Below are 23,652 nucleotides of genomic sequence, written 5' to 3'. Positions count from 1 at the left end.
GATTCCAGTGACTTCAGGGAAGAAACGGTATCGGGGGTTGACGAACATCGGAACGAAAAGTCGCGGTAAGCAAGGCCTCGGGCGGTGCTTGGCGTGACTTTTCGTTCGAATGCGTCTCGCTGCATTGTTTGCGCAGGTCAGCTACCGGTGAGCTGCTCAGCCTGCCCAGTGGCGCGTAGCTCGCGCAGATCAGGGATGTGGTTGTAAAGCGTGCCCGGGGAGACGCCCAGCAGCTTGGCGATCGAAGTGATCGAGTGCTTGGGGTTGGGCAGCATGTCGCGGGCGGCACGCAGCAGGTCCTCGTTGACGACGGTGGGACGCCCGCCGATGCGACCGCGGGCGCGGGCGGCGGCCAGGCCTTCGCGGGTGCCGGCGACAATGAGTTCGCGGATGAATTCGGCCAGGGCGGCGAAGACGTGGAAGACCAGACGGCCGCCAGGGGTGGTGGTGTCGAGGTTCTCGTGCAGGCTGGTGAACCCGATCTCGCGTTGGCGTAGGTCGGCGACCATGGTGATCAGGTCATGCAACGACCGGCCATACCGGTCCAGGGACGGCACGACTAGGGTGTCGCCGGGCGCGAGGAAGGCGTGGCAGGCCTTCAGCTCTGGCCGGTGGGCGTTCTTGCCCGACTTCTTGTCCGCGAAGATCCGCCGACACCCGGCCGCAGTGAGCGCGTCGATCTGCCGCTCGAGTTTCTGCCCGCCGGTCGAGACGCAGGCATACCCGATGCGGATCTCAGTGGGCCGGGCGGGGAAGACGGCGAACGGGTCGGCGGGTAGGTCGAGAGGGCTCGTCACGCCCGCCATCCTCTCAACAAACGGTCCCAGACGATTGTTGAACAGCCCGGGTTGTTGAAGGGGTTTTTGAAGAGCTGGGGAGCCGTCCGGCGCCTTCTCCGGCGATCTTCAATAAACGATCGTTTCTTGAAGGCCGCGCTACCGTCTTGGCATCAAAGTTCGCATCCGGTTGAATTTCAGCCATGCCCCTTCGGAGTCCGGCACCGAGACCGATCGCCAGTGTGACCCGGTGGCCCGGCTGTTATGACGGGAGTCTGCGTGTGCCCCGGATATCGGGACGCTCGGCGTACAGGTCGGTGTCGGTAACGCCGATGGCGACGATGCCGTCGGTGACTCCATAGATGAAGGTCGTGTGGCCGGAGATCGGGTTACGGCTGAGGACCCTGCCGGTCCGGCCGTCGAAGACGATGAGTTCGAAGCCCGTGTTCCTGGGAACGTCGGACACGATGTAGACCCGGCCGTCGGCAACGGCGAGGCTCTCGCTGCCCTGGGGAAGATGGCCGGATTCGGGGATCGGGGTGCGCCACAACTGCCCGCCGGTGGCCGGATCGAGGCCGCAGATGGCATGGTCCTTCTTGTCCTCGCAGAGGCTGACCTGGCGCCCGTCGTCGAAGGCGGCCGCCTGCTTGCCCTTCCACCGCCGCTTGGTCACGATCCGGCCGGTCGCCGGGTCGAGAAGGTCGGTGGTGTCACCGGCCGCCACGGCCAGCCGGCCGCTGACCAGTCCAAGGGCATCGACCATCTCGTGGGGGCGTGACGTCCCGGCAGACAACTGTGAGACGCGCAGCGCCCATCGTGTGGCTCCGGTCGCCGGGTCGAACCCGGCCACTGCATTGTCCGGCGCGTCGTAGTCATTACAGGCGACGGCGAGGGTGCCCGGCAGCACAGCCACATGGGAAAAGATGTCTTCGTAGGGGCAGGTACCGGGCCACTTCTTCGTCCAGCGGACCTTGCCGGTCGCCCGGGAGATCCCGGTCATTCCGTCGCTGTTGATCAACGCCAGCGTCGCCGGGTCAGCGTCCGGCACAACGGACTCGTCGGGACGACCGATGTGGGGCACCTTTTGGGACCATCGGATCTTGCCCGAGCGAATGTTTACCTTCACCAGCTCACGGCTCGTCGATTCGAGGAAGACATCGCCCGTCGAGCGATCCACGCCGCCCACCAGCACCCACGCGCCCTTCGTGTAGCGCCAGTAGACCTTGCCCGTGACAATGTCGACGGCCCGCACGCCATCACGAGCGGGCATGATCGCGAGCCCGCCGTAGATCACCGCGGACTTGGGGAGGGCGGAGGCCACCCGTTGCGCCGAGTGCACGGGCGGCTGAGCTGCCACCGGCTGAGGGAACCGCCCGTACGGCCCCCGCATACCGTCATCGAACACCGCCCAGAGGCGAGGCACACCCCAGAACGCCAGGACGACAGCGATCAATGCCGCCACGACCACGCCCAGCCGCCACGAACGCCCCCTCCGCCGGACCGCCGGTTCATCGACCGTCCACGACATGACGGTCTCCACCCGCGGCGTGGTGGAGGACGGGCGGTTACGCGGCTCGCTGTCGTCGGTCATCCGTGATCCGGTCTCCGTGGTGAGCTTTGGGATAAATCAGGTGGAAGCCAGCGAAGATCTTAGACGTCTCCCCCTGTTCGCGGAGGTTTCGACCCGACACGGGCCGAAATCACCGGCTGGACGTCCGGCGCTCAAAATCCGATCCGAAGCGACGGCGCCTCGGCAAACGCCCCATAGACAGCCCACCTGCTCATCGGCAGGAATGAGCGCTGATGTAGAGATCGGCCCGGAATCGTCGTCCAGCCCCCTACAACAGGTCGTCATCGGCCTCGTCGTCGGGATCGCGCAGGTCGCGGACGCCAGCAGGGCCGAGGTCGGGTGGGGCGAAGGTATAGGTGCCGATGACGTTGATATGTTTGCGGACGAACGGAGACAGGCGGGCGACGTCTTCCTCGGCCAGGGGGTAGCCGGCGGCGCGTAGCTGGGTTAGGGCTTTGTCGATGTAGAAGGTGTTCCACCAGGTGACGCAGTTCAGAACCAGGCCGAGGGCGCTGAGCTGGTCTTCCATGCCTTTGTAGTAGCGCTGGTAGATCTCGCCCTTGCGGCCGTGGAAGAGTTTCCCGGCCAGGGCGTGGCGGGATTCCTGCAGGTTGCGGATGCCCTTGATGTCGCGCCGGTAAGGTTCCTCGACGGCGTAGGTGAGGATGTGCAGGGTCTTGAAGATTCGCCCGTAGTGCGCGATCGCCTCGCTGAGCTGGGTGGGGTTGCCGTCGCGTTGCAGCATCCGCATCACGTCGTGGGCCCTGACTTGTCCGGTGTAGATCGAGACGACCACGCGCAGGATGTCGTGCCAGTGTCGTTTGATCTTGGCTAGGTCGATCTTGCCGCGGGCGAACCGGGTCAGTGTTCCGTAGTCGGCGTCTTGGATCCGCCAGCCTTTTTGGTCGGGCAGGTCGGCCAGCGCGGGCCGGTACTGCATGCCCAGCAGGTGGACCAGGCCGAATACCACGTCGGAGTAGGAGCCGGTGTCGGTGACGATGACCTTGGGGCGGCGGCCGCCGTCGCGGCGGAACAGCACGTCGATCATGTGCAATGAGTCGCGGACGGTGCCGGTGACCACCTTCGCGCCCAGACCGGCGCCCTGGTTGTTGATCAGGTTGAGCCAGGTCAGTCCGCGGCGCGTACCGAAGTACTTGCGGTTGGGGCGGGTGTAGATCGAGGGGACCGGGACAACGAACCGCATTCCGTCGATCGCGGCGACCAGCCCGCCGCCCAGCATCTGAGCGAATCCGATCTGGGCCTGGGTGTCGATCAACGGGGCGTTGGCGGCCGAGAACGTCTCGGCCGACAGGTAGTTCTGCGTCACGTGCGACAACCGGGCCCGTTCGAGGGCGGCCGTGCCGGACTTGGTGACCGGCGCGTACCCGATGTTGAGCGCACTCGCGGTCAGGCACGCGGCCACCGAGATCTCGAAATCGGCGAGCTTGCTGGTCCCGCCCGCCGTGGAGGTGAACGCGCCGGTGAAGGCGGGCACCCGGTCCATCGTTTCCAGCAGCAATTCCGGCAGGTCCACCAGCGGCAGCATCCCCGCCAACCGCTTACGCAGATCGATCAGGGACGGCGGCTCGGGCAGCGCCTGCAGTTTGGCCACATGCAGCCGGCCCTCCTCATCCACGCTGGCCTCGGCGCCGCCGGCGGTGATCTGCCCGGCCACGTCCTTTAGTGCCATGTGCAGGATCATCACGTGCTCGGCCAGCAGCGACGCCGGGTCTTCGGGCAGGCCCAGGTCGGTCAGCGCCGGCCCCTTGGCCGCATCCCACGCCTCACCGGCCAGCAGATGGGCGCGCGGGTCACGCCATCGGGCGGAGGCCTCGGCGTAGATGTCGCGGCGTTTGAGGTGGCGGTGGGACTGGGTCAGCACGCACATGGTGTAGGCGTTCTTGTCCACCGTGCTGCCGTTCGGCCCGGCGCGGAACACCAGCCGCTTCCACGACCCGCCCACCAGACCAGGGTCGATGTCGTTCTGGGTGACCTTTTTCTTGCGGCCATCCAGTAGCCGCGGTAGCGCCTGGGTGGCCTCCAGCACTCGCGCCGCCTCGGCGGTCGCGCCGAACTCAATCGCCACTGTCAAGGTCTTGAGGAAGCCTGAAACCGTGCCGATCCGTTCGGCCAGCAGCGCCCGCATCGGCCCGTCGTCATCGGCGTCGGGGGCGGGACCATCTCGGTCACCGCGGCCACCGCCGCCTTCAACTCCCGGCGAGGCACGATCGCGTCGATCAATTCCCATACCTGCTCCAGGCTCAGTTCCTCGCCATACTCGGTGACCTCCAGCAATGTCTCGACCGCGGCCGCCAGCGTCGCCGAGTGCCGCGCCAGCTTCGGGTGCTGGCGGGCGCGTTCCTTGCCCACCGTGGTCTCGGCCTTGCCGATCAGCTCCGTGCTCATCAGCAGGTCCAGCAGGTCCAGGCAGTCATCGACCGACTTGCCCTCCAGGTAGAGCACCGTGGCCAGCAGCGTCGCCAGCTGCCGGGAGGGGCCGTGCCGCCGCAACGCCGTTGCGGTCGCGCCCATCCCGTACCGGGCCAGGTCCACCAGCCGCCGGTGCGGCACCTCCGGAGGCAGCGTGATCGCGCTCAACCCCAGTCCGAGGATCTCCTGCGCGCGGACCAGGGCCTTTTCCAGGTTCTTGCCCGAGGCCACCGACGGGCGCTTGCGCCATCGCTCCAGATCCGAGGCCCGTGCTCCCTCCGGCACCTCCAGCAGCAACTCCAAGATCGCCCGCTGCCGCGGCGTCAGCACCCCGAACAGCGCCTGATGCAGACGATCCAACGCCTGATCACGGACCCGGGCGACCAGCCGCGCCAGCGTTGTCACCCCCGGCAGCAGCACCTTGCCGGTACGCAGCCATATCACCCCGTCGGTGAAGATGTGCCGAGCCCGTCCCCGGTGTTCCACGCCCGCGCGTCCACCCACGCGGTGAACTCCGCCTCGGCGAAGTCTCGTAAGCCGTACGCTGTCTTGATCTCGCCCTGATGGTCGAAGGCCGTCTGCCGCCGCTCGGTATAGCCCTTGACCACCGAGGGATCCGCCACGTCCAGCTGCGCGGCCAGGTAGTCGACCACCTCGACCGGGACATCCAGCGGATCAGGCAGAAACCGGCCCACGAACCGCGCCGTCGTCAGCTGCAACGCAAACCCCAGCCGACTGGCCTCCCCACGCCGCTTGGCGATCAACTCACGATCCGCGTCATCCAGGAAGAAGAACCGCTCCAGCTCCGCCCGCGACGGCGGCCCCACGTACCGGCCATAGGAAGCGGCCTCGGCATCACTCAAGAACTCAACAGGCATAGCCCCAGAAACTAGGACCAACCCAACGGGCGAACCCCACCCAAGATCCAACCGTTACGCCGCTACCTCCCGAACAGACCTCCCCGCCAGTCCAAACCCGCAGGTCACAACACCGAAACAAGCGCCGAATCCATATCCGATGCCGCACGCTGCCTAGCGAGACTTTTCGTTCCGATGCTCGTCAACCCCCGTATCCAGGGCGTGATGTGCACTGGTCCAATACTGGCAAACTGGACCAGTGCACATCACGAACACCCAGCTGGTGACGGCGCTGGGCGCCTGGCGTCGGCCAGGTGTCGCCCTGGCGCGGGCGCTGGCCGACGCGGTCGGCGACGCCGCCCTGGACGGACGGCTGCGGGTCGGCTCCCGGCTTCCCGCCGAGCGTCGTGTCGCCGAGGCGCTCGGCGTCAGCCGGGGCACCGTGATCGCGGCGCTGGGCATCCTGCGGGACGAGGGATGGGTCGACACCCGGCACGGCAGCGCGAGCACGCTGCGGCTTCCGCCGGAGGCGGCGGCGCGCATCGCACCGTTCTCGGCCAGCGGCGAGGACGGCGTCATCGACCTTCGAAGGGCGGTTCCGGCCGCACCTCATGCGACATACCAGCAGGCTCTGCTGAGAGCGGCCGAGCGTTCCGGCCCGCTCCTGGCCGAGAGCGGGGAGACGGGCCCCGGCCTGCCGGAACTGCGGTCACTGATCGCGGACCGCTTCACCGACGAGGGGCTCGCCACCCGCCCCGAGCAGGTGCTCATCACCTCCGGGACGCGCTCGGCACTGGCACTGCTTTCGGCGCGGTTGCGTCCTCGTGCCGTGGCCGTGGAGATCCCCACGTACCCTGACCCGCTGGCCGGCTTCCGGGCCGCCGGCATCCGCCTGGTCGGCTGCCGGGTCACCACGGACGGCTGGGACCTGGACCAGCTCCAGGACGCGTTCCGGTCCGCGGCAGGCGGTCTGGCCTACCTCGTCCCCGACTTCCAGAACCCCACCGGCGCGCTCATGCCGGCCACCGCCCGGCGGACGGTGGCGTGGCTGGCCGAACGGCACCGGGTGACCGTCGTGTCCGACGAGACCATGCGCGACCTCGACCTGCGCGAACCGCCCGCACCGCTCCTGCGGATACCCCGCTCCGTCCTCATCGGGTCGGCGGCCAAGACGGTCTGGGGTGGCCTGCGGGTCGGCTGGCTCCGGGGGCCTGCCGCGCTGATCGCCGAACTGGCCCACCATCCGCTGTGCGGGTCGCTGACCGCCGTGCCGACGCAGCAGCTGGTCGCCTCGGAACTCCTCCGCGACCTGGAACCGGTGCTGCGTCACCGCCGGGCCGCTTTGCGGCGACAGCGCGACCACCTGAGCGGGCTGCTGTCCGGAGACGACCGCTGGCGTTTCACGGTTCCTCCCGGAGGGCTCGCCCTGTGGTTGCGTCTGACGAGCATGCGCGTCGATGCCGTCGTGACACGCGCCCGCGCGCACGGACTCGAGCTGGCCGCCGGGACGTCGTTCGCCGCAGATGCGACGAACTCCCGCCATCTGCGGTTGCCCTTCACCCCGCCGATCGCCACGCTGGACCGCGTCGCCGCCGCCCTGGACTGCGCATGCCGCGATCAAGACGCGTAATGTTTCCAATTTAGTGGACGAAATCTCCTAAAATGGAATCATGTGCAACCCTGAAACGGTCCTCCACCCCGCCCCCGACCAGCACCGCGGCCCCTCCACCGTGGGCGCTCCAAACCCGCAGGCGGGGCCGGCGCGCGGGCTGTCGCGGCTGGCGGTCTTCCTCGGTGCCCGGGACGGCTCCGATCCCGTCCACGCCAAGACGGCGTACGCGACCGGGCGGGAGCTCGCTGACCGCGGTATCGAGCTGGTGTACGGCGGCGGGGGCTCGGGCCTGATGGGGCAGGTCTCGCAGGGTGTCATCGACGGCGGCGGCCGCGTCTTCGGCGTCATCCCGCGGTTCATGGTGGAGCGGGAATGGGGCCGGGTCGACGGCGAGCCCGGCGTGGAGACCGTCGTGGTGGACACCATGCACGAGCGCAAGGCGCTGATGGCGGAACGGGCGCAGGCGTTCCTCGCGCTTCCCGGCGGGCTCGGCACGCTTGAGGAGCTGTTCGAGGTGTGGACGTGGCAGACGCTGGCGCTGCACGGCAAGCCGCTCGGCCTGCTCGACATCGGCGGGTTCTGGGATCCGCTCGTCGCACTGATCCGCCGTGCCGCGGACGCGGGTTTCGTGGACCACGCCACGGCCGACGACGTGGTCGTGGGCGACCGCCTCGACGACGTCCTCCAGCGGCTTGCGGACGCGACCGGAGCCGCCGCGAGCCGCTGAGGTCCGTCGGCGTCACCCCACGCTGGCCTGATCATGGTGCGCCCGATGGGTGCGGCACCGGGCGTCCGGCGCTCACCGCCGGAAGACCGGGCAACCGGGGCCCGGTGCGCCAGCCTGCGGAAGAAGCTCAGGAGGCCGCAGAGCCCCTTGGCCCAGGAGAGCGAGTGGTCAGGGGTGGCGGTGACGAATTCGGGGTGGGGCGGCGGTCCGGCGCTCCGGGGCAGGAGGTGGGTGGCCAGGTCGGACGCCGCGTCCCGGTGGCGCTCGGACCGCTCCGCGACGGCGAGGTTCAGCAGGTAGTCGCCGACGCAGGTGGCGCCGCAGCATTGACCGAGCGAGCTCAGCCACGGGACGCGGGCTTCGTCCGTTTCACGGGCACGCTGTACAACCACATCCCGACCTGAAGGAGCTACGTGCCGCGGCGGCGACGCGTGCCCAGGCGCAGGATGTGCGGCCGGGACGCTCCCGGGTCACCGGACCGGGCAGCGGAACGGCGCCGAAGCTGATGCGGCGCCTGCGGGGTAAGCACTGATCATCAGGGGGCCAGATGTCCGGTCGTGAGAGTTCTACTGGATGCTCCAGCGGTGGGGGTGGTCGGGATGTTCGGGGCAGGCGAAGATGTTGAGTTCGCCCCCGCGGCCCACGGTGACCTTGGTCGGATTGGCGTACAGGTGTGTGGGCGAGTTCGGGTCCTCCAGCGGTTGCCAGCTGCCGCTGCCGCCGTCCCACTCCAAGCTGTCGATGGTCAGCAGGAGGTGCATCGGTGCCGCGCAGGTCAGGCAGTCCATCGGGGACGGGTCGGTGACGTGCCAGGAGGCGAAACGACCGACGCGCCTGCCTGGTGGGATGGACAGGTCATTCTGGTAGTCCACCAACGCTGCGGCATCTTCATCCGCCGACTGCTCGGCAGCCTCGTCCAAGGCTTCTTCCCAGGCGTCGATCCGGGCGCACAGGTCTCCTGGGAGGAGGCCGGCGAACGGGTAGGTGGCCACCTGTTCCGGATGCAGCACGCACGGCTCGGGCACGTACCCCTTGAAGCCGACGACCTGCGGCCGTGGCGGTGAGGTCAGCACCTCGGTGACCTCCCACGATCGGCGCCAGCGAAGGTCGAGCAGCATGCCGTAGCCGGTCGGGCCGTGTGCGTCGAAGGGGCACCAGAACACCTGGAGCAGATCGCAGTCGTCCGGCCCGGCCGGCAAGTCTGGGATGTCCCTCCGATACAACTGCGCAAGTCCGATCAGCGGCAGCGGATCAGCCGCAGCAGATCAGCCGCAGCAGTCTTTTCAATACGGTGTTCCTGGCCGAGTTCCTCAGGTAGCTGCCGTTCTTGGTCTGTGGGGCCGGGGTTTGCTTCACGGCGCCATGCAGCAGCCAGGATCTGCCGTTCCTGGTGGATGTCCGCCGGACGTCGGCCACGTGCGTGGCTGTGAGGCTCGGTGCATTCCGGCCAGGGTTCGTGCGCCGGCCAGAGCAGCGGACCGCCCACGGAACTGGCCGCCACGTCCGGTCGGCCCGGGCGTGGATGGAGCCGGGTGGTGGTGCCTTGGAAGGCCGTCAACTCCGGGAAAGCGCCTCGACATCGAGCGGGCGCGGCGGTGTGGTCCTCGACACGCGTGTGATCTTAGGCAACTGCCAGCCATACGATCCAGTGCACCCGGAGGAGACCTTTTACGCCGGTGCTGGATGACGGTCAGCACCTCTCCTTACGAACGCGCGGCCACGTCCCCGAGCACGTCAAGGTGGTTGTTCATGTCGAGTTCGAACCGGCCGTGCAGATCCCATCCGTGCTCCGCGGCACGGCTCCGTCTGGCCGGACGGCCAGCCAGACGGAGCCCGCTGTCACCGAATGACCGGCGGCGACAGGCTGCATGTCGATGCTTTTTCGCCCAATCCGCGAAACCTGTGTTATCCGTCCCCTGCCATCCCGAGTGGAGCCCGTCGCCTGTCTGCACCGCGCCGACCGGATGACTCAGCAGGTCAGCGAGTAGCCCAGGTGGGTGGTGAGCGGGCACTGGGCGTTGTCGGCCGAGTCCCCGCTCCCACCGGGCCTCGAACTCGACGGCCGGTTCGACCTCGTCGGTCCCGGCGACTCGCGGGGCCATCTCCAGAAGCGTGGACATGCTCGATCCTTTCCTCCTGGCGCAGGCTGCGGAGCCGCGCGAGGGAGGGGGCACAGGTCGAGCACAGGTCGTGGAATGTTGCGGCATGAGTGCCGATGGCTACGGCTTTCGTCTGGTCGTGCAAAGCGGTTTCTCGAAGGGCTGCCCCCTGTCAAAATGTTGGTTCGCCGGTCGGCTAGGCCACTCGGTCACGGAAGAGCTGCCAATTGCGGTGCAGCAGCCCGCCTTGGCCGTTCGACTTGATCTCTTCGACGGAGATGTCCACGTAGGTTCCTTCCGGAAGGTCGCCGGAGGCCCATCCGGAGCAGTAGCCCGACTCGTGGCCACGCGTGTCCACCTGCCGGTATCCGGTGGCGCCCCAGGTCATGACGACGGAAATGGCCCAACCGTCGGAAGAGGTATCGCATGCCTTGATGGAATCGCCTGGCCGGCCGTTCTCGGGGTCGGCCTGCCACAGACCGTACCCGCCCGTGGTCCACAGATATTCTTCGGCCGACGCCGGTGCCTGCAATCCCGCGATGAGCGCGGTCGCGGCGATGCCGACGGACAAGCCCAGTTTCATGAAGCGCATGAATCGCACCTTTCGAGTTGATCTCGATAGAGAGTATTCGCGATGGCGGGGGATGAGTCCTTGATGTCGAATCCACACTTTCTTGATGATCCGTTCACTGCGTTGACGAGGACGACTACGGTGATCGTTGGTCTGGGCGGGGTCGAAGGGCTCAAGAGGTGCGCGGCGTCGTAGCGGTTTCGCGTGCTCCTTGCCGGAACGTTCTGAGCCGGATACCGCTTGCTCTCCGGTTCGCGGACGTCGCCGGGACGGCAGCGATCGGCGCTGTCCAGTCCTCGCGGCGAGTCGAGGGCATGGCCGCGGTTCTCATTGGTAGAGCCGCTGTAAACGGCGAGGGCGCGTGTGAAGGCGGCGCGGTCGTTGAACCCCCACCGTCCTGCGACCTGGTGGACGTGCATCAGGCGAAGGGCAGGGGCGCTGAGGTCGCGGCGGGCCCGTTCGAGGTGCTGCCGCCGGTTTTACGGGCTCGCGCCCTGCGGGCGGAACAGGCGGTGCAGGTGACTGCCCCAGGGTTTCCGCGAGTACATTCGCTGGGGCGAGGACGAAGAGGTACGGATCGCCAACGGCACCCGGTACGGCTTCCCCGGTGCCGTGTGGTCCGCCACCCCGGACGTCGCCGTCGCTCGGCGGATCGACAGCGGGGAGGTCTATGTGAACGGCGGTCGGCTCAATATCGATGCGCCGTCCGGCGGCGTGAAGGAATCCGGCTACGGCCGTGAGCCGGGCCGCTCGACATTCTGGAGTTCAGGCAGGTGAAGGCCCTCTTCACCTGGCGGAACCGTGTCCCTGTAACCGCTGAGCACGCCGCTACTGGATGAAGGTCCGGACGGCCAGGGTGGCGATGAGAAGTCCGGCGGCCACGGCCGTCGCGAGCCGGCCGCGGTATCCGGTGAGCAGGCGGCCCAGGGCCGAGCCCGTCACCACCACCGCCATCTGCCACAGCGCGGACGCCGTGAAGGCGGCGGCTGCGAAGACGGACCTGTCGAAGGCGTCGAAGGCGTCGAAGCGGCTGCCGATGACGATCGCGGAGAAGTACACGATGGTGCCGGGGTTCAGCACCGTGACCCCGACGAGCCGCAGGTAGGCGCGTCCAGGCGACGTCGCTCCGGCGGCGCCGTCGAGCGCGCTCTCCGGGGCGTCCCGCTCCCGGAAGGCACGGGTCACGATGCGCACGGCGATCCACAGCAGGACAGCGGCGGCCGTCCAGCGGAGGGGGGCGGCGACCGGTTCGATCATCCGGCTCGCGGCGCTGCCCGCCGCGACCGCGAGAGCGCTGTACAGTCCGTCCACGGTCGCGACCCCGAGGGCCGCGGCGGCGCCGACCCGGAGCGGTGCCGTCGAGCTGAGCAGGAGCAGGTAGACGGCGACGGCACCGACCTGCATGGCGATGCCGAGGCCCGCGACGGCTCCGGTGGCGAGGGCCGTCGTCATGGGGTGAGCCCGAGTCTCATGATCGTCAGGTCCAGTCGGCGGCCGAACTTGGTGCCGACCTCGCGGAGCGTCCCCGCGGTCTCGAAGCCGAGGCCGGCGTGCAGCGCGATCGAGGCGCTGTTCTCCGCCTCGATATCGGCCAGCATCACATGGGCACCGGACTCCCGCGCGGCCGCGATCAGCGCCCGCATCAGCCGGCCGCCGATGCCCTTGCCCCGGTGTCCGGGGAGGACGTACACCGAGTTCTCCACCGTGAACCGGTAGCCCTCCTTCGGACGCCACTGCGACCAGGACGCATACCCGAGCACCTCGCCCGCGGCGTCGGCCACGAACGCCGCACGCCGTCCGAGGAGTTCGGCCCACCACGCCGCCGCCTCCTCGGGCGTCTGCTTCACCGTGGTCCAGATCGACGTCGTGTGCTCGATCGCGTCGTTGCGGATGGTCCGTACGCTCTCGGCGTCCTCGGCCCGTCCGGGTCTGACCGTGATCGAATCATATAGTGGAAACATGTCCACTATCATAGAAAGCAGTGATCGTAGACCGCACCGTATTTTGGGGCGGGTGAGACGGGAGACCGGATGGTGCTGCGCTTCGAACTCGACAACCTGACCCGGCACGAGGTGCATCGGCTGCTGGAGGAGCATCTGGCCGACATGCACGCCACCTCGCCGCCGGGGTCGGTGCACGCGCTGGATCTCGGGGAGTTGCGCGATCCGGCCGTCGAGTTCTGGTCGGCCTGGGAGGGGGCGGAGCTGCGGGGCTGCGGTGCGCTCAAGGACCTTGGCGGCGGAGATGTCGAGCTGAAGTCCATGCGCACCGCGCAGGCCGCGCGCGGAAAGGGCGTCGGGACCGTCATGCTCCGGCATCTGCTGCGGGTCGCCGTCAAGCGCGGGCACCAGCGGGTGCTGCTGGAGACCGGGAGCCAGGATTTCTTCGCTCCAGCCCGGCGGCTCTACGCGCGGCACGGGTTCACCGTCCGGGAGCCGTTCGCCGGCTACGTCCCCGATCCCAACAGCGTCTTCATGGAGTTGCGCCTCGACCACGACCGCGAATCCCAGGGGGTAGCCGTGTCCACTTTGATGGAGGGCTCGAACGTTCTCGGACGGCGGGTCAAGGCGGAGCGGACCCGGCGCGGCTGGTCGCTGGCCCGGCTCGCGGACGCCTCCGGCGTGTCCCGTGCGATGATCAGCAAGATCGAGCGCGGCGAGAGCAACCCGACCGCCGTCGTCCTCGGCAAGCTCTCCGCTGCGCTGGAGCTGAGCATGACCGCGCTGCTGTCGCCGGCGGACGGCGCCGCCGCCGGCCGGGTCCGGCGCGCCGCCGACACCCCGCGCTGGACCGATCCTGACACCGGCTACCTCCGGCGCCAGATATCGACGCCGGGCTTCCCCGTCGACGTCACCGAGATCGTGCTGCCGGCGGGCGCCCGGGTGCCGATGCCGGCGGGCAGCTACGCGTTCATCGCCCAGCTCATCTGGGTGCTGGACGGCAAGCTGACTTTGGTCGACGGGGCGGCCGCCCATCGTCTCTCCCCCGGGGACACGTTCGAACTCGGAGAACCCCAGGCCCGAGAGTTCGTCAACGACACCGCCGAGAAATGCCGTTACGTCGTGGTCGTCACCCGCAAGGCGACCGCATGACCTCGTGGTTTCTCATCGACGCCTTCACCGAGCGTTCCTTCGCCGGCAACCCGGCGGCCGTCGTCATCCTCGACGGGCCCGCAGACCGGACGTGGATGCAGGCGACCGCCGCCGAGTTGCACCAGCCCACCAGCGCGTTCGTGTGGCGAGAGCCGGACGCCTGGAGCATCCGCTGGTTCACGCCCTCGTCCGAGCTGCTGCTGTGCGGACACGCCACCCTGGCCGCCGCGCACGCGCTCGGCCATGACGAGATCGTCTTCCGCCATGGCCACGGAACCCTGACGGCACGCCGCCGCGAGAAGCGCATCTGGCTCGACTTTCCGGCCGTACCGGTGACCGAGGGACAGGCCCCCAAGGACGTACTCGACGCACTCGGGCTCCCCGCCGCCGGCGGATTCGCGCGCAACGACGCCGAGTACGTCGTCATGCTCGACACAGCCGCGCAGGTGGAGGCTGTCCGGCCGGACATCCCGCGGATCCTGCGGCTGCCAGTCGGCCGCGTCATCGTGACCGCGACGGGCGGCGCGGACGCCGACTTCACCTCCCGGGTGTTCGTTCCCGCCCACGGGCTGGACGAGGATCATGTGACCGGTTCGGCCCACGCCGTCCTCGGCCCGTTCTGGGCGGCCCGGCTTGGACGGGCCCGGCTGGAGGCCGTCCAGGCGTCCGCCAGGCGCGGGCGGCTCGCGCTCGCCGTGGAGGACGACCGCGTCCAGGTCGGCGGGCACGCCGTCACCGTCAGCCAGGGCGACCTGTTGCCGTCCCCGTAGTCCGGGAGCGCCTGCGTCGACGACACATGGCGGCCTTCTGCAGGCGGCAGCGGTAGACCAGGGAAACGAGCAGGCTGGCGCCTCCTGAGGAGCCCACGGAGAAACGATGATGCGAACGGTCTTCTGCAGCGACGAACACGCGCCGGAGCGGCGGCTGACCGAATTCAACGCCTTCCAGGTCTCCAGTTCGTATCCGATGCGGGTGACGAGCGACGATCCCGGGCGCTTCCACCTGGTGGCGCGAATGCTGGATCTGGCGGGGGTGAGCCTGCTGCGGGTGAGGAGTTCGTCGGTCGATGTGCTGCGAACACCGCAGCTGATCCGCGCACATGACCCCGAGGTGCTCTCAGTCGTGCTCGCCATGCGCGGCCGGATCGTGCTGAGCCAGGCCGGACGCCAAACCGTACTGGGCGCGCGGAGTCTCGGGTTATACGACAGCGGGCAGCCGTTCGATCTGCGCATCGTCGCCGACGCCGAGGCCGCGACGCTCGTGTTCGCCCACGTGCAGCGTGCCCTGCTGGTGCCGCTCCCTCACACCGAGCGGCTTCTGGCGGCGCCGCTGACCGGCAAGGCGGGTGTCGGTGCGCTGCTCGCCCAGTTCCTTGTCGCGTCGACCACGGACGGCGGATACGGGCAGACAGATGTGCCCTGGCTCCGTGAGATCGCGGCGGATCTGGTGAACGGCCTGGTCGCCCACCATCTCGACGCCGACCCCCGGCGGTCCACCCGGCTTTCGGCCATCGAGACGTACGTGCGGCGCCACCTGGACGATCCGGGGCTATCGCCGCGCTCCATCGCCGCCGCGCACCATATCTCGGTCAGCACCCTGCACCGGATGTTCCAGCCGAACGGCATCACACTCGCGGCGTGGATCCGCCGGCAGCGCCTCGAACGAACCCGCCTCGACCTCGGCGACACGGCCTTGCACCTGATGACCATCCACCGCGTCGCGGCACGATGGGGATTCAAGGACCACGCCACTTTCACCCGCGCCTTCCGCGCCGCCTACGGCCTGCCTCCAAGCGAGTACCGCCGCCGCGTCCTCGGACGGCCGAACCGGTCGAGATCCGCTCGGGACCCGGTTGAGCCGGGTGCGGGCCGTCGGTGATGGGCGAGGCTGGCGGGCTACGCGGTCAGGAGGCCGTCGTCACGGATCGTGCGGAGGGCGTCGCGGGCCGCTTCCAACGTGCGGTCGACGTCCTGCTCGGTGTGGGCGGCGGAGATGTGGTTGCGCTTCAGGGCGAGCGGGAGCATCAGGAAGCCGCGGTCGGTCATGCGGTGGTGGAACGCCACGTAGGCGGCGTCGTTGTTGCGCATGAGGTCGCGGTAGCCCCGGATCGGTGACTCGGTGAAATAGAGGCTGAACACACCGCCGAAGTCGGCGGCGGTCGCGGCGATGCCGAGGTCGGCGCAGATGCCGGTGAGGCTGGCGCGCATCCGCTCCCCGAGGGCGTGGGTGCGCTCGTAGAAGCCGGGGTGGTCGCGCAGGTAGGTGATGTTGGAGGAGACGGGATTGCCGGCTGCCGAGACTGGCCTGGTCTGCATGCCCGCGCATCACCACCGGTTCGGCGCCGCCGTCCAGGCCGCCAAGGGTGCGCTTGCCGCCGGACGGGTCGGGCTGCCCTGGAACGTCCAGCCGACTTCCTCGTCGACGGTGGCGACCCATGCCCGGACGGCGAGCTCGTCAACCTAGGCCTCTACCCCGTGGACGTGGTGCGGGCCCTCACCGGCCAGCCGGTCCGGCGCGTGCACGCCCTCCCGGGACGGGAGCGGGGCCGCCTCACCGTCCTGCTGCTCGACCACGAGCACGGCCTGACCAGCACGATCACCTCGGCTGCGCGGTACCGCCGACGCCCCCGGCGTGGCGCTGTACCACTACCGGGTCAGCGGCTCCGGCGGGGTGATGGACGTCGACGCCGCCAAGCCGGGCGCGTCCGTCCGGACGGTTACGGGCAACCGCAGCGCCTGGCACGGCTCCGGCACCGTCGACCGGATGCTCACCGCCCTGCACACCGCCGCCGTCACCGGCCGGCCGCCCGAAGCCGGCCCGGCTGATGCCCTCGCCGCGCTGCGCGTCACCGACGCCGCGGCCCGCTCCCTCGGCACGCCCATACCGATCGACTCCCCGGAGGTCTGATCCATGAAGCTCGCGACGTACCGCCTGCCGGACGGCCGAGTCCGCCACGGCGAGATCGTGCGGCGGCCGCGTCACCGCCCTCGGCCCCGGCGATCTCTCGGCGCTGGTGGGCGCGTTCGGCTCGGTACCGTCCGGCGGGACGACGCACGCCCTGGCCGAGGCGACCCTGCTCGCCCCGCCTGGTGCGTCCGGGCAAGGTCCTCGCGGTCGCCGCGAACTACCAGGAGCACGTCACAGAGACGGGCGGGGACGAGATCGACAAGTCCCGGATCTCGCCGCAGCTGTTCATCAAGCCCGGCACCGCCGTCTGCGGCCCCGGCGAGGACATCGCGCTGCCCTCGGTCAGCCCCAGCATCGACTGGGAGGCCGAACTGGTCGCGGTGATCGGCCGCGGCGGCAAGGACATCCCGGTCGAGGACGCTCTCGGCCACGTCGGCGCCTACACGATCGGCAACGACGTGTCGGCCCGGAATATGGACTACGGCCACGACCGCGACACCGAGGACCCCGCGGTCGCGTTCTTCGACTGGCTGAACGGCAAGTGGCTCGACGGTTTCGCCGCGCTCGGCCCGTACCTCGTCACCGCTCACGAGGTGCCCGACCCGCAGAAGCTCGACGTGATCCTGGAGGTCCACGGCGGGTCCGGCAGCACGGCGGCACCGATCAGATGATCTTCAACGTCGCGGAGCTGGTGGCGTTCGCGTCTCGGCTGATGACGCTGGAGCCCGGCGACGTGCTGTACACCGGCACGCCGTCCGGGGTGGGGATGGCATCGGGGGAGTTCCTGTCCGCAGGCGACGAGATGACGGTCCGCGTGACCGGCCTCGGCAGCCTGGTGAACCGCGTCCGCTGAGCGGACCAGTGGCCGGGCGCACCCGGCCACCGCAGAGAAGAGGCAAGTTTATGACCAATCGTTCCGGTGCGATGGCCGGCGGATCCGGACGGGGCGTCGCGGCGGCCGTGCTGGGCGGCGTGCTCGCGGCGGGCTCGCTCGCCGCCTGCGGCTCCGACCCCACGCAGAAGTCCTCCGGCGGGGACGGGGTGTGCTGAACATGTACCTGTACCAGAAGCCGAAGACGTTCAGCCCGCTCGCGCCGAACCACGGGCCCGACCAGCTCGTCATGTCGTTGATCTCCGACTCGCTGTACGGCTCGGACGCGTCCTACACGCTGAAGCCGCATCTCGCCGCCGCCGCGCCGGAGATCTCCGACGGCGCCAAGACGATCACGTTCAAGCTGAAGCCCGGCCTGAAGTGGAGCGACGGGAAGCCGCTGACCGCCAAGGACGTGCTCTTCACCTTCAACGCCCTCGCCGCCCCGGCGACCGGTAGCACGCAGGGCGGCAAGTTCGCCGCCGTGACCGGCGCGAAGGACCTCGCCGACGGCAAGGCCGACTCGCTCAAGGGGGTGACCGCGCCCGACGAGACCACTGTGAAGATCACCACGACCCGGCCGGCGGCGAGCCTGCCGGGGCTGATTGGCAACACCCCGATCCTGCCCGAGCATGTGCTCGGCGGTGTGCCGGCGAAGGGGCTCGGCGACAACGGCTTCTTCACCAAGCCGACCGTCGGCTCGGGCGCGTTCACGTTCGTCGACTACAAGACCGACCAGTACGTCGAGCTGAAGGCCAACCAGAACTTCCGGGAGGGGGTGTCGATCAAGAAGGTGTACTTGAAACCGGTCACCTCCGACGTCGCGATCGCGCAGCTCCGCACCGGCGAGATGGACCTCACCCAGGTCTTGCTGACCGACCTGCCGACCGTCAAGAAGATGGACGGCGTCAAGGTCGTGTCCGCGAAGAGCCCCGGCTTCACCCGGATCGCGATGAACCAGTCCGAGGCCCGGTTCAAGGACGCGCGCGTCCGGCAGGCGTTCCTCACCGCGATCGACCGCAAGGGCCTGGTCGGCAAGGTGCTCGGCGGCGCCGGGTCGGTCGTGAACTCCAGCTTCTACGGCGACGCGGCCTCGGCCGCCAACGAGGACGCCTACGACCCGGCGAGGGCGAAGAGCCTGCTCGCCGCGGCCGGATGGGACGGCTCCAAGCCCGTCACGCTGTCGTGGATCCCAGGGCAGCGCGACCGCGACACCGCGGTGACAGTGATCCAGAGCCAGCTCAAGGCCGTCGGCGTGGACGTCGAGCTGAAGCAGGTGCAGGCAGACGAGCTGTTGTCGTCCTACGAGAAGAAGTCGTACGACCTGGCGCTGTTCGGCGGCGGCAACTACGCCACCGAGCCTTCCACCGTCGCGACCATTGACGCCTGCGACCAGGCGTACCCGGCCGGCGGCAACGTGGCCCGCTTCTGCGACCCGAACCTGGACGACCTGCTGTCCAAGGCCGACTCGGTCGCCGACCCGGCGTAGCGGGCGAGCCTGTTCAAGGAGGCCGCGAAGGTCGAGAACGCGCAGGTTTCGTATCTGTGGATCTACAACCCGGACACAGTCTGGGCGTACCGCACGCGGCTGTCCGGCTTCGAGCCGTGCGGCCTGCCGACCAACGAGATCGGGACCTGGGACTTCGCGAACTGGAAGCTGAGCTGACCGAGGCCGGGCCCGGGGCGCGCGCCCCCGGCCCGGCTGGCACGGACAAGAGGAGGTGAGGCGTGGCGGTCTACGTCATCCGGCGGCTGTTGGTGAACGCTCTCGTGTTCCTGCTGATCAGCGTCGGGATCTTCGTGCTGGTGCGGGTCGCGCCCGGCGACCCGGTCCGCATGATGGTCGATCCCGAGCAAATGCGCGGCGGCGGCGCTGCGTTCATCGAGGCCAAACGGGACGAGCTGGGGCTGGACCGGTCGATCGTCGTCCAGTACGGGCACTGGCTGTCGGGGGCGCTGCACGGTGACTTCGGCTACTCCTACGTCGGGCACCGGCCCGTCTCGGCGGTGCTCGGCGAGCGGCTCGGTCCCACGCCGCAGCTCATGGGCGCCGCGCTGGCCGTCGCGCTGGTCGTGTCGATCGCGCTCGGCGTCGCCGCTGCGGTGCGCCGCAACACCTCAGTCGACTACGGCGCCACCGTCCTCAACATCGCCGCGGTCTCGGTGCCGCCGTTCTTTCCCGGCATCGTCGGGATCTACCTGTTCTCCCTGAACCCGCCTGCACCGAGACCCCGAGGCCGGCTCGAAGTCCGCGGAGCTCTTTCGATTACGGCTGCGCCGCGCGGCCCGCGATCAGCCTGTGACCAGCGAGAGCAGGAGAAATCAGCAGGCCGCTCGATCCTGAGCATTCGATCCGCCCTCGGCACGAGGCCCCACCGGCCATGCCACCATCTCCACGAGTTATAGGAGCCACGATGGGATTGCCGACTCAATCCTCGTCCAGTTGGGACGATATTCCCTCAATTCTTCTATCGAGGTTTCCTGCCAAGAGCCAAATTTCTGGATTGAACCAGGCTCTTCAAAAGAGAATTTTCCTGAACTCGGAAATACTCCCGGATTGGGATCACAGAAGTGACTGAACACTAGAGATCGATTTTCTGCATCGCGCTCGCCGCGACTGTATGCTACATGGTTCATTCCGTCCATAAAAACGATGTGTCCGGCGGGAATGTCCGGACCGCCGATTTTCGTTACTGGGTCGATGATGTATGGGGTACGTTGCCCCGGTCCAAGGAACATGCCGATCTTATCATGGAAGGCGTTTCGAGCGGCTTTAACGCGAAGCGCCTTGTCACCGATGGTCTCTTCAAAAGCTGTCCGCGCCGCTGCGGCAGCATCAGCGTGCAATCGCCTTAATGTCCAAACATCAGTACCGCCTGCCAAGTGCACGATGCGAAGGATGGCCTCCCAGCAGTTCATAATTCCATCCCGTCCCGGCGCGGGTCCGATATCGAGCATATACCGGGCGAAATCGTTTCGCAGTGCTGTAATGTCGCTCGTTGTCCCGATCTCCATCTCCCAGCTGCTCATATCGGGGCCACTTCTCCCGCCCCACCGGAATGCACCCTTGTACGCCCGGCCCACTTTCAATATATTTTGATTCAGTGCCGCCTTCTCAGGGCTTAGGGAAAACCCATCGGAGCGTATAAAGGCAGGGCTGGGCTGGTCCCCGCCGCCTGCCGTGGTCGGCAAGGTGGCGCTGCAAGGCTGATTGGCGCCACCGGACACACTGCTACTGGTCGGATGATTGCCAGTCGGTGCGCGTGACGGCTCGGTGTCATGCATGCCCGGAGCGGGCACATCACCGCGCGGCTCTGGTCTATTTCCATCGGGGAGGTCTCCCGTACCACTGCCGGGATGCGTCGGCTGCGGAGCCGGGTGCGTCGCTGGCGCGGCCGGGCCGGCCGCTGGGGCGGTGGCGGCTTGGGATGGCAATACCGGTGGTGGCTCGATAGCTTCTGGGGCTAGCACACCGTCGTTGGCAACCGATGGGACCGGGATCGCGGTTTCGTGATCTCGGGCCGGCGGCCGGAGGTTGGTGTGCCAGTGCTCGTAGCGCAGGCTGATGAGGTTCTGATTATCGCGGACGAGGCAAGCGGTGTCGTTGAGCTCCTTGTGGTGGAACCAGATCTCAATGCCATCGACCGGCGCCAGACTGCTGTCGGCGGCTATGTCCTCCAACGCCCGACGTGCGGCGTTTTCGGTGAGGCGGGTGGAGCGGGCATCGAGCACCAGCACCATCACCGGTTCGCCACCGTCAGTCAAGGCCAGGTGAATCGCGCGGCGCACGCTGTGCGAGGTGCCCCAGGCGACGCGCTGGTACTTGATCGGCGTCCCCGGATCCAATGGCGACCGCCGCTCCAGCAGAACCTCCCCTTGGCCGGTCGGGCTGATGTGACGTCCGAGCCGCTCCGCGCGCCACTGTATGAACTCTTGGATCTTGCTGCCGAGCCGGTTGGGCAGGCGTTCCACAAACTGTGGCCTGAAGGATTCGTTGAGCGAGCCCGTTTGGGTCGGGTCGGAGTACCAGTCGGTATTGGAGGTGTAGCCAGGCCGTTCCTCATAAAGGGCTGGAAAATCTGGTGCCTGGTGGTCATAGTCGCGATGTCCCGGAGCGAAGTCGCCCTCCCCCCCGAGGACCTTCATCCTGTCGGGGTCCGAACTGCCCTCCCGGCGATGGGGCTTGGCTGCTTCGGCGGAGGGGTCCTCGCGTGCGAAAGGCCGGGCGTCGGTGTGTCCGGTGGCACCGGCCGGGCGGTCCGTCGACGTGAACGGTTCGAACCGACCACCGGATGGACGGGGCTCGCCGGTGCCCGGCGGCAGCCCCTTCGGTGATCCCACGGCGCGGACATCGGTAGGTGCAGCACGGTTGTAACGATCAATGATGCCGCCGAGCATCTTTGCCGGTGGGCGGGGCAGATTACTAGAGCGGAGCTCCATAAACAGCTCGGCGAGCATCTCATCGAAGTTTTTCGAGCCGTAGCGAGACGAGATAGTCTCGACCAGATCTGCAATCCGCGGGTCCCGCCCGACTATAAATAGTGCGCTTCCAGAATTGAATTCTCTTACAAGGTCACTCAATTCCCCGCCACTGGCGGCCGAAACTCTATTCTCGGGCGTCCAAGTCAATGAGTCGATGATGTGCTTCCAGTCACCCGTAAGAGCGTTGCCCACCTCGGGAGATCCAGCAGGCGAAACGCGAGCGTAGTCCAATCCGTTGCATTGATAGCCCTTGATAACCCTGATTTGTTCAGCGTTTTTCCGGAATGGGTTGAGTGGTGTAAAGAGATTGCCGGGAGTGATCTCGATTGGTAAACCTAGAATGCTGGAAAAAGTCTTGTTAAGCTCCTTCAACGCCTCCGGATTTTTCATTACCGGACCGGTCAGCAAGTGACCGGCTTCGTGATTTATGGTCTCCCTCGCCAGGCTACCGCCCCAGTCTCCACCGAGTTCCGCCAGCTTCGCCGGATCGTTCCACCACGAATTAGCGTTCAATATTATTGAATCTTCGGTGGCGTAAGCCAAGTTGGCGGCCCTGTTAATCTGCCAGGTTGCAATAAATCTTTTCAGCTCTCGAATTTTGGGGTAGTCGAGGGTCAGCGCTCGTAGTTCTGTATTAAATTCACGCAGTACGGCGGGGTGTATTTGGCGAGCATTGAACTGAACAAGAGGATTCTTTCCGAAGTGGGCGAAGATCCCCTGAGTCTCCTTGAGGGCGGCGTCCATATCCCGCGCCCGTGCTGCAGCATAGAACGGCCCGTCGCCGAACGGGTCACCTTGAAGGCCGGATTTCTCCCACGGAATGAACCGCCCTTGGGCATCCCAGTTTCCAACTTCGGACAAAACTCCTTGAACGTCTTCGAACATGCTATCCTTCACAAACAGGATATTTGAATCTTCGTAGCATATTTCAATCCGCGGGATACGGTTGACCTCCAACCTGCCCGTCCCTATGGCTTCACCCACTTCCCTCGCGACCACATTAAACATCATAGGTTTTGAGCTACTCACGGACCGAGCATCGATGGAGACGAGATCAAATGCCGGATATCCTCCGGGCTCCTGGCGCCAATCGTCCAACGCCCGCAAGAGGGCAGAGTAGACCGCCGCAGGCTCCGATTTCTCCAATCTTACGAACTGCACAATGCGGCCCGAGTCATCCGGTCTATGACGCTCCAACATAACCGGCGATCTCTTATTGTGAGGGTCATAAAAGCCAGTGATGTCGATTCTGTACCTTTTAGCGCGCCACTCCGCGAAGTTGATATCGAAGGAATCCGGATCCCCCACGATGCGGACGCCGGGTCTAAAATCGTCGTGCAGCGGTCCTGGCGTGACCGGATCACGAACATCGGATGCACTGACCGCCGAGCCGTCCCCTTGGGGTGCTGCCTGCGGGACGGCCGTGTCAGGACGCGGTTCGGCGTGGGGGATGTCGCCTCCGTCGGTCGGGAGGGCGGCTGGTGGTGGCCCGGGTGTGGTGGGTTGGGCCTGCACCGCTGGTCCTGGGGGGCCTCCTGCCGCGGTAGGTGCGGCAGCGGCGGCTGAAGCTGAGGCGGCAGCGGGGTTTGCTTTGAGTGCGTCGGCCAGGTCGCGGACGTTGATCCGTGCGAGCCTGTCGGCGGCGCCGGCGGCGTTGT

At 67.6% G+C, this 23,652-nt stretch carries 23 protein-coding genes; 12 read left to right on the top strand and 11 right to left on the bottom strand.

Annotation, left to right across the window (positions count from 1 at the left end):
• Nucleotides 1–137: 137 nt before the first annotated feature.
• The 5 genes from F8568_RS44090 to F8568_RS47415 all read right to left on the bottom strand — a co-directional run bounded on the left by F8568_RS44090 (nt 138) and on the right by F8568_RS47415 (nt 5,654).
• A complete protein-coding gene (locus F8568_RS44090) occupies nt 138–797 on the bottom strand; it encodes a recombinase family protein (protein ID WP_328601309.1) in 660 nt (219 codons plus the stop codon).
• 241 nt (nt 798–1,038) lie between these two features.
• The gene (locus F8568_RS44085; RefSeq protein WP_151600113.1) at nt 1,039–2,367 is read right to left on the bottom strand and encodes an outer membrane protein assembly factor BamB family protein; all 1,329 of its coding nucleotides are present in this window, start codon (nt 2,365–2,367) and stop codon (nt 1,039–1,041) included.
• A gap of 247 nt (nt 2,368–2,614) precedes the next feature.
• Nucleotides 2,615–4,492 carry a Tn3 family transposase gene (locus tag F8568_RS47425; RefSeq protein WP_202126077.1) on the bottom strand — a complete coding sequence of 626 codons (1,878 nt, stop codon included), beginning with the start codon at nt 4,490–4,492 and terminating at the stop codon, nt 2,615–2,617.
• Nucleotides 4,435–5,262: a hypothetical protein gene (locus F8568_RS47420; protein WP_202126076.1), complete on the bottom strand. Its 828-nt coding sequence runs from the start codon at nt 5,260–5,262 to the stop codon at nt 4,435–4,437. Before F8568_RS47420 ends, F8568_RS47425 begins: the two co-directional genes overlap by 58 nt.
• On the bottom strand, nt 5,217–5,654 hold the full coding sequence (locus F8568_RS47415; RefSeq protein ID WP_202126075.1) for a DUF4158 domain-containing protein: 438 nt from the start codon (nt 5,652–5,654) through the stop codon (nt 5,217–5,219). The genes F8568_RS47420 and F8568_RS47415 overlap by 46 nt, the downstream gene beginning before the upstream one ends.
• A gap of 238 nt (nt 5,655–5,892) precedes the next feature.
• On the opposite strand from F8568_RS47415, the gene F8568_RS44075 reads away from it, so the two are divergent.
• Together F8568_RS44075 and F8568_RS44070 are read left to right on the top strand one after the other, a co-directional pair.
• Nucleotides 5,893–7,263: an aminotransferase-like domain-containing protein gene (locus F8568_RS44075; protein ID WP_202126074.1), complete on the top strand. Its 1,371-nt coding sequence runs from the start codon at nt 5,893–5,895 to the stop codon at nt 7,261–7,263.
• Nucleotides 7,264–7,303: 40 nt separating this feature from the next.
• Nucleotides 7,304–7,972: an LOG family protein gene (locus F8568_RS44070; RefSeq protein ID WP_151600112.1), complete on the top strand. Its 669-nt coding sequence runs from the start codon at nt 7,304–7,306 to the stop codon at nt 7,970–7,972.
• 566 nt (nt 7,973–8,538) lie between these two features.
• Here the strand turns inward: F8568_RS44070 and F8568_RS47410 are convergent.
• A complete protein-coding gene (locus F8568_RS47410) occupies nt 8,539–9,171 on the bottom strand; it encodes a hypothetical protein (protein WP_202126073.1) in 633 nt (210 codons plus the stop codon).
• Between the two features lie 1,096 nt (nt 9,172–10,267).
• Entirely contained in the window at nt 10,268–10,663 is a 396-nt protein-coding gene (locus tag F8568_RS44060) for a hypothetical protein (protein ID WP_151600111.1), read from the bottom strand.
• A gap of 501 nt (nt 10,664–11,164) precedes the next feature.
• On the opposite strand from F8568_RS44060, the gene F8568_RS44055 reads away from it, so the two are divergent.
• Nucleotides 11,165–11,419, top strand: coding sequence for an aldehyde dehydrogenase family protein (locus F8568_RS44055; protein WP_151600110.1), 255 nt, complete (start codon nt 11,165–11,167; stop codon nt 11,417–11,419).
• Nucleotides 11,420–11,470: 51 nt separating this feature from the next.
• Here the strand turns inward: F8568_RS44055 and F8568_RS44050 are convergent, their stop codons facing one another.
• Nucleotides 11,471–12,094 carry a LysE family transporter gene (locus F8568_RS44050; protein WP_151600109.1) on the bottom strand — a complete coding sequence of 208 codons (624 nt, stop codon included), beginning with the start codon at nt 12,092–12,094 and terminating at the stop codon, nt 11,471–11,473.
• A complete protein-coding gene (locus F8568_RS44045; RefSeq protein ID WP_151600108.1) occupies nt 12,091–12,603 on the bottom strand; it encodes a GNAT family N-acetyltransferase in 513 nt (170 codons plus the stop codon). Before F8568_RS44045 ends, F8568_RS44050 begins: the two co-directional genes overlap by 4 nt.
• A 69-nt stretch (nt 12,604–12,672) precedes the next feature.
• Here F8568_RS44045 and F8568_RS47405 point away from each other — a divergent pair, with 69 nt between their 5' ends.
• The 3 genes from F8568_RS47405 (at nt 12,673) to F8568_RS44025 (ending at nt 15,612) form a co-directional block, all read left to right on the top strand.
• On the top strand, nt 12,673–13,734 hold the full coding sequence (locus F8568_RS47405) for a GNAT family N-acetyltransferase (protein WP_202126072.1): 1,062 nt from the start codon (nt 12,673–12,675) through the stop codon (nt 13,732–13,734).
• Nucleotides 13,731–14,504, top strand: a complete 774-nt coding sequence (locus tag F8568_RS44030) for a PhzF family phenazine biosynthesis protein (RefSeq protein WP_151600107.1) — start codon at nt 13,731–13,733, stop codon at nt 14,502–14,504. The genes F8568_RS47405 and F8568_RS44030 overlap by 4 nt, the downstream gene beginning before the upstream one ends.
• A 106-nt stretch (nt 14,505–14,610) precedes the next feature.
• Nucleotides 14,611–15,612 (top strand): AraC-like ligand-binding domain-containing protein, encoded by a 1,002-nt coding sequence (locus F8568_RS44025; RefSeq protein WP_151600106.1) that lies wholly within the window; start codon nt 14,611–14,613, stop codon nt 15,610–15,612.
• A 17-nt stretch (nt 15,613–15,629) separates the two neighbouring features.
• On the opposite strand, the gene F8568_RS44020 is transcribed toward F8568_RS44025, so the two are convergent.
• A complete protein-coding gene (locus F8568_RS44020; RefSeq protein ID WP_151600105.1) occupies nt 15,630–16,049 on the bottom strand; it encodes a hypothetical protein in 420 nt (139 codons plus the stop codon).
• Between the two features lie 316 nt (nt 16,050–16,365).
• Here F8568_RS44020 and F8568_RS44015 point away from each other — a divergent pair, with 316 nt between their 5' ends.
• The 6 genes from F8568_RS44015 (at nt 16,366) to F8568_RS43990 (ending at nt 19,918) form a co-directional block, all read left to right on the top strand.
• A complete protein-coding gene (locus F8568_RS44015; RefSeq protein ID WP_151600104.1) occupies nt 16,366–16,641 on the top strand; it encodes a hypothetical protein in 276 nt (91 codons plus the stop codon).
• Between the two features lie 182 nt (nt 16,642–16,823).
• Nucleotides 16,824–17,312: a fumarylacetoacetate hydrolase family protein gene (locus F8568_RS44010; RefSeq protein WP_160573995.1), complete on the top strand. Its 489-nt coding sequence runs from the start codon at nt 16,824–16,826 to the stop codon at nt 17,310–17,312.
• Nucleotides 17,309–17,494, top strand: coding sequence for a fumarylacetoacetate hydrolase family protein (locus F8568_RS50845; RefSeq protein ID WP_151600102.1), 186 nt, complete (start codon nt 17,309–17,311; stop codon nt 17,492–17,494). Before F8568_RS44010 ends, F8568_RS50845 begins: the two co-directional genes overlap by 4 nt.
• Before the next feature lie 50 nt (nt 17,495–17,544).
• Nucleotides 17,545–17,691, top strand: a complete 147-nt coding sequence (locus F8568_RS44000) for a hypothetical protein (RefSeq protein WP_160573994.1) — start codon at nt 17,545–17,547, stop codon at nt 17,689–17,691.
• Nucleotides 17,692–17,693: 2 nt separating this feature from the next.
• Entirely contained in the window at nt 17,694–19,001 is a 1,308-nt protein-coding gene (locus F8568_RS43995; protein ID WP_236010094.1) for an ABC transporter substrate-binding protein, read from the top strand.
• Between the two features lie 239 nt (nt 19,002–19,240).
• Nucleotides 19,241–19,918, top strand: coding sequence for an ABC transporter permease (locus F8568_RS43990; RefSeq protein ID WP_151600100.1), 678 nt, complete (start codon nt 19,241–19,243; stop codon nt 19,916–19,918).
• Here the strand turns inward: F8568_RS43990 and F8568_RS43985 are convergent.
• Entirely contained in the window at nt 19,913–23,302 is a 3,390-nt protein-coding gene (locus F8568_RS43985) for a hypothetical protein (RefSeq protein WP_151600099.1), read from the bottom strand. The two genes, F8568_RS43990 and F8568_RS43985, sit on opposite strands and share 6 nt — an antisense overlap.
• Between the last annotated feature and the right edge of the window lie 350 nt (nt 23,303–23,652).

The organism is Actinomadura physcomitrii, from assembly GCF_008923205.2.
GTDB lineage: Bacteria > Actinomycetota > Actinomycetes > Streptosporangiales > Streptosporangiaceae > Spirillospora > Spirillospora physcomitrii.
This window is presented reverse-complemented; position numbering and strand designations above follow the sequence as displayed.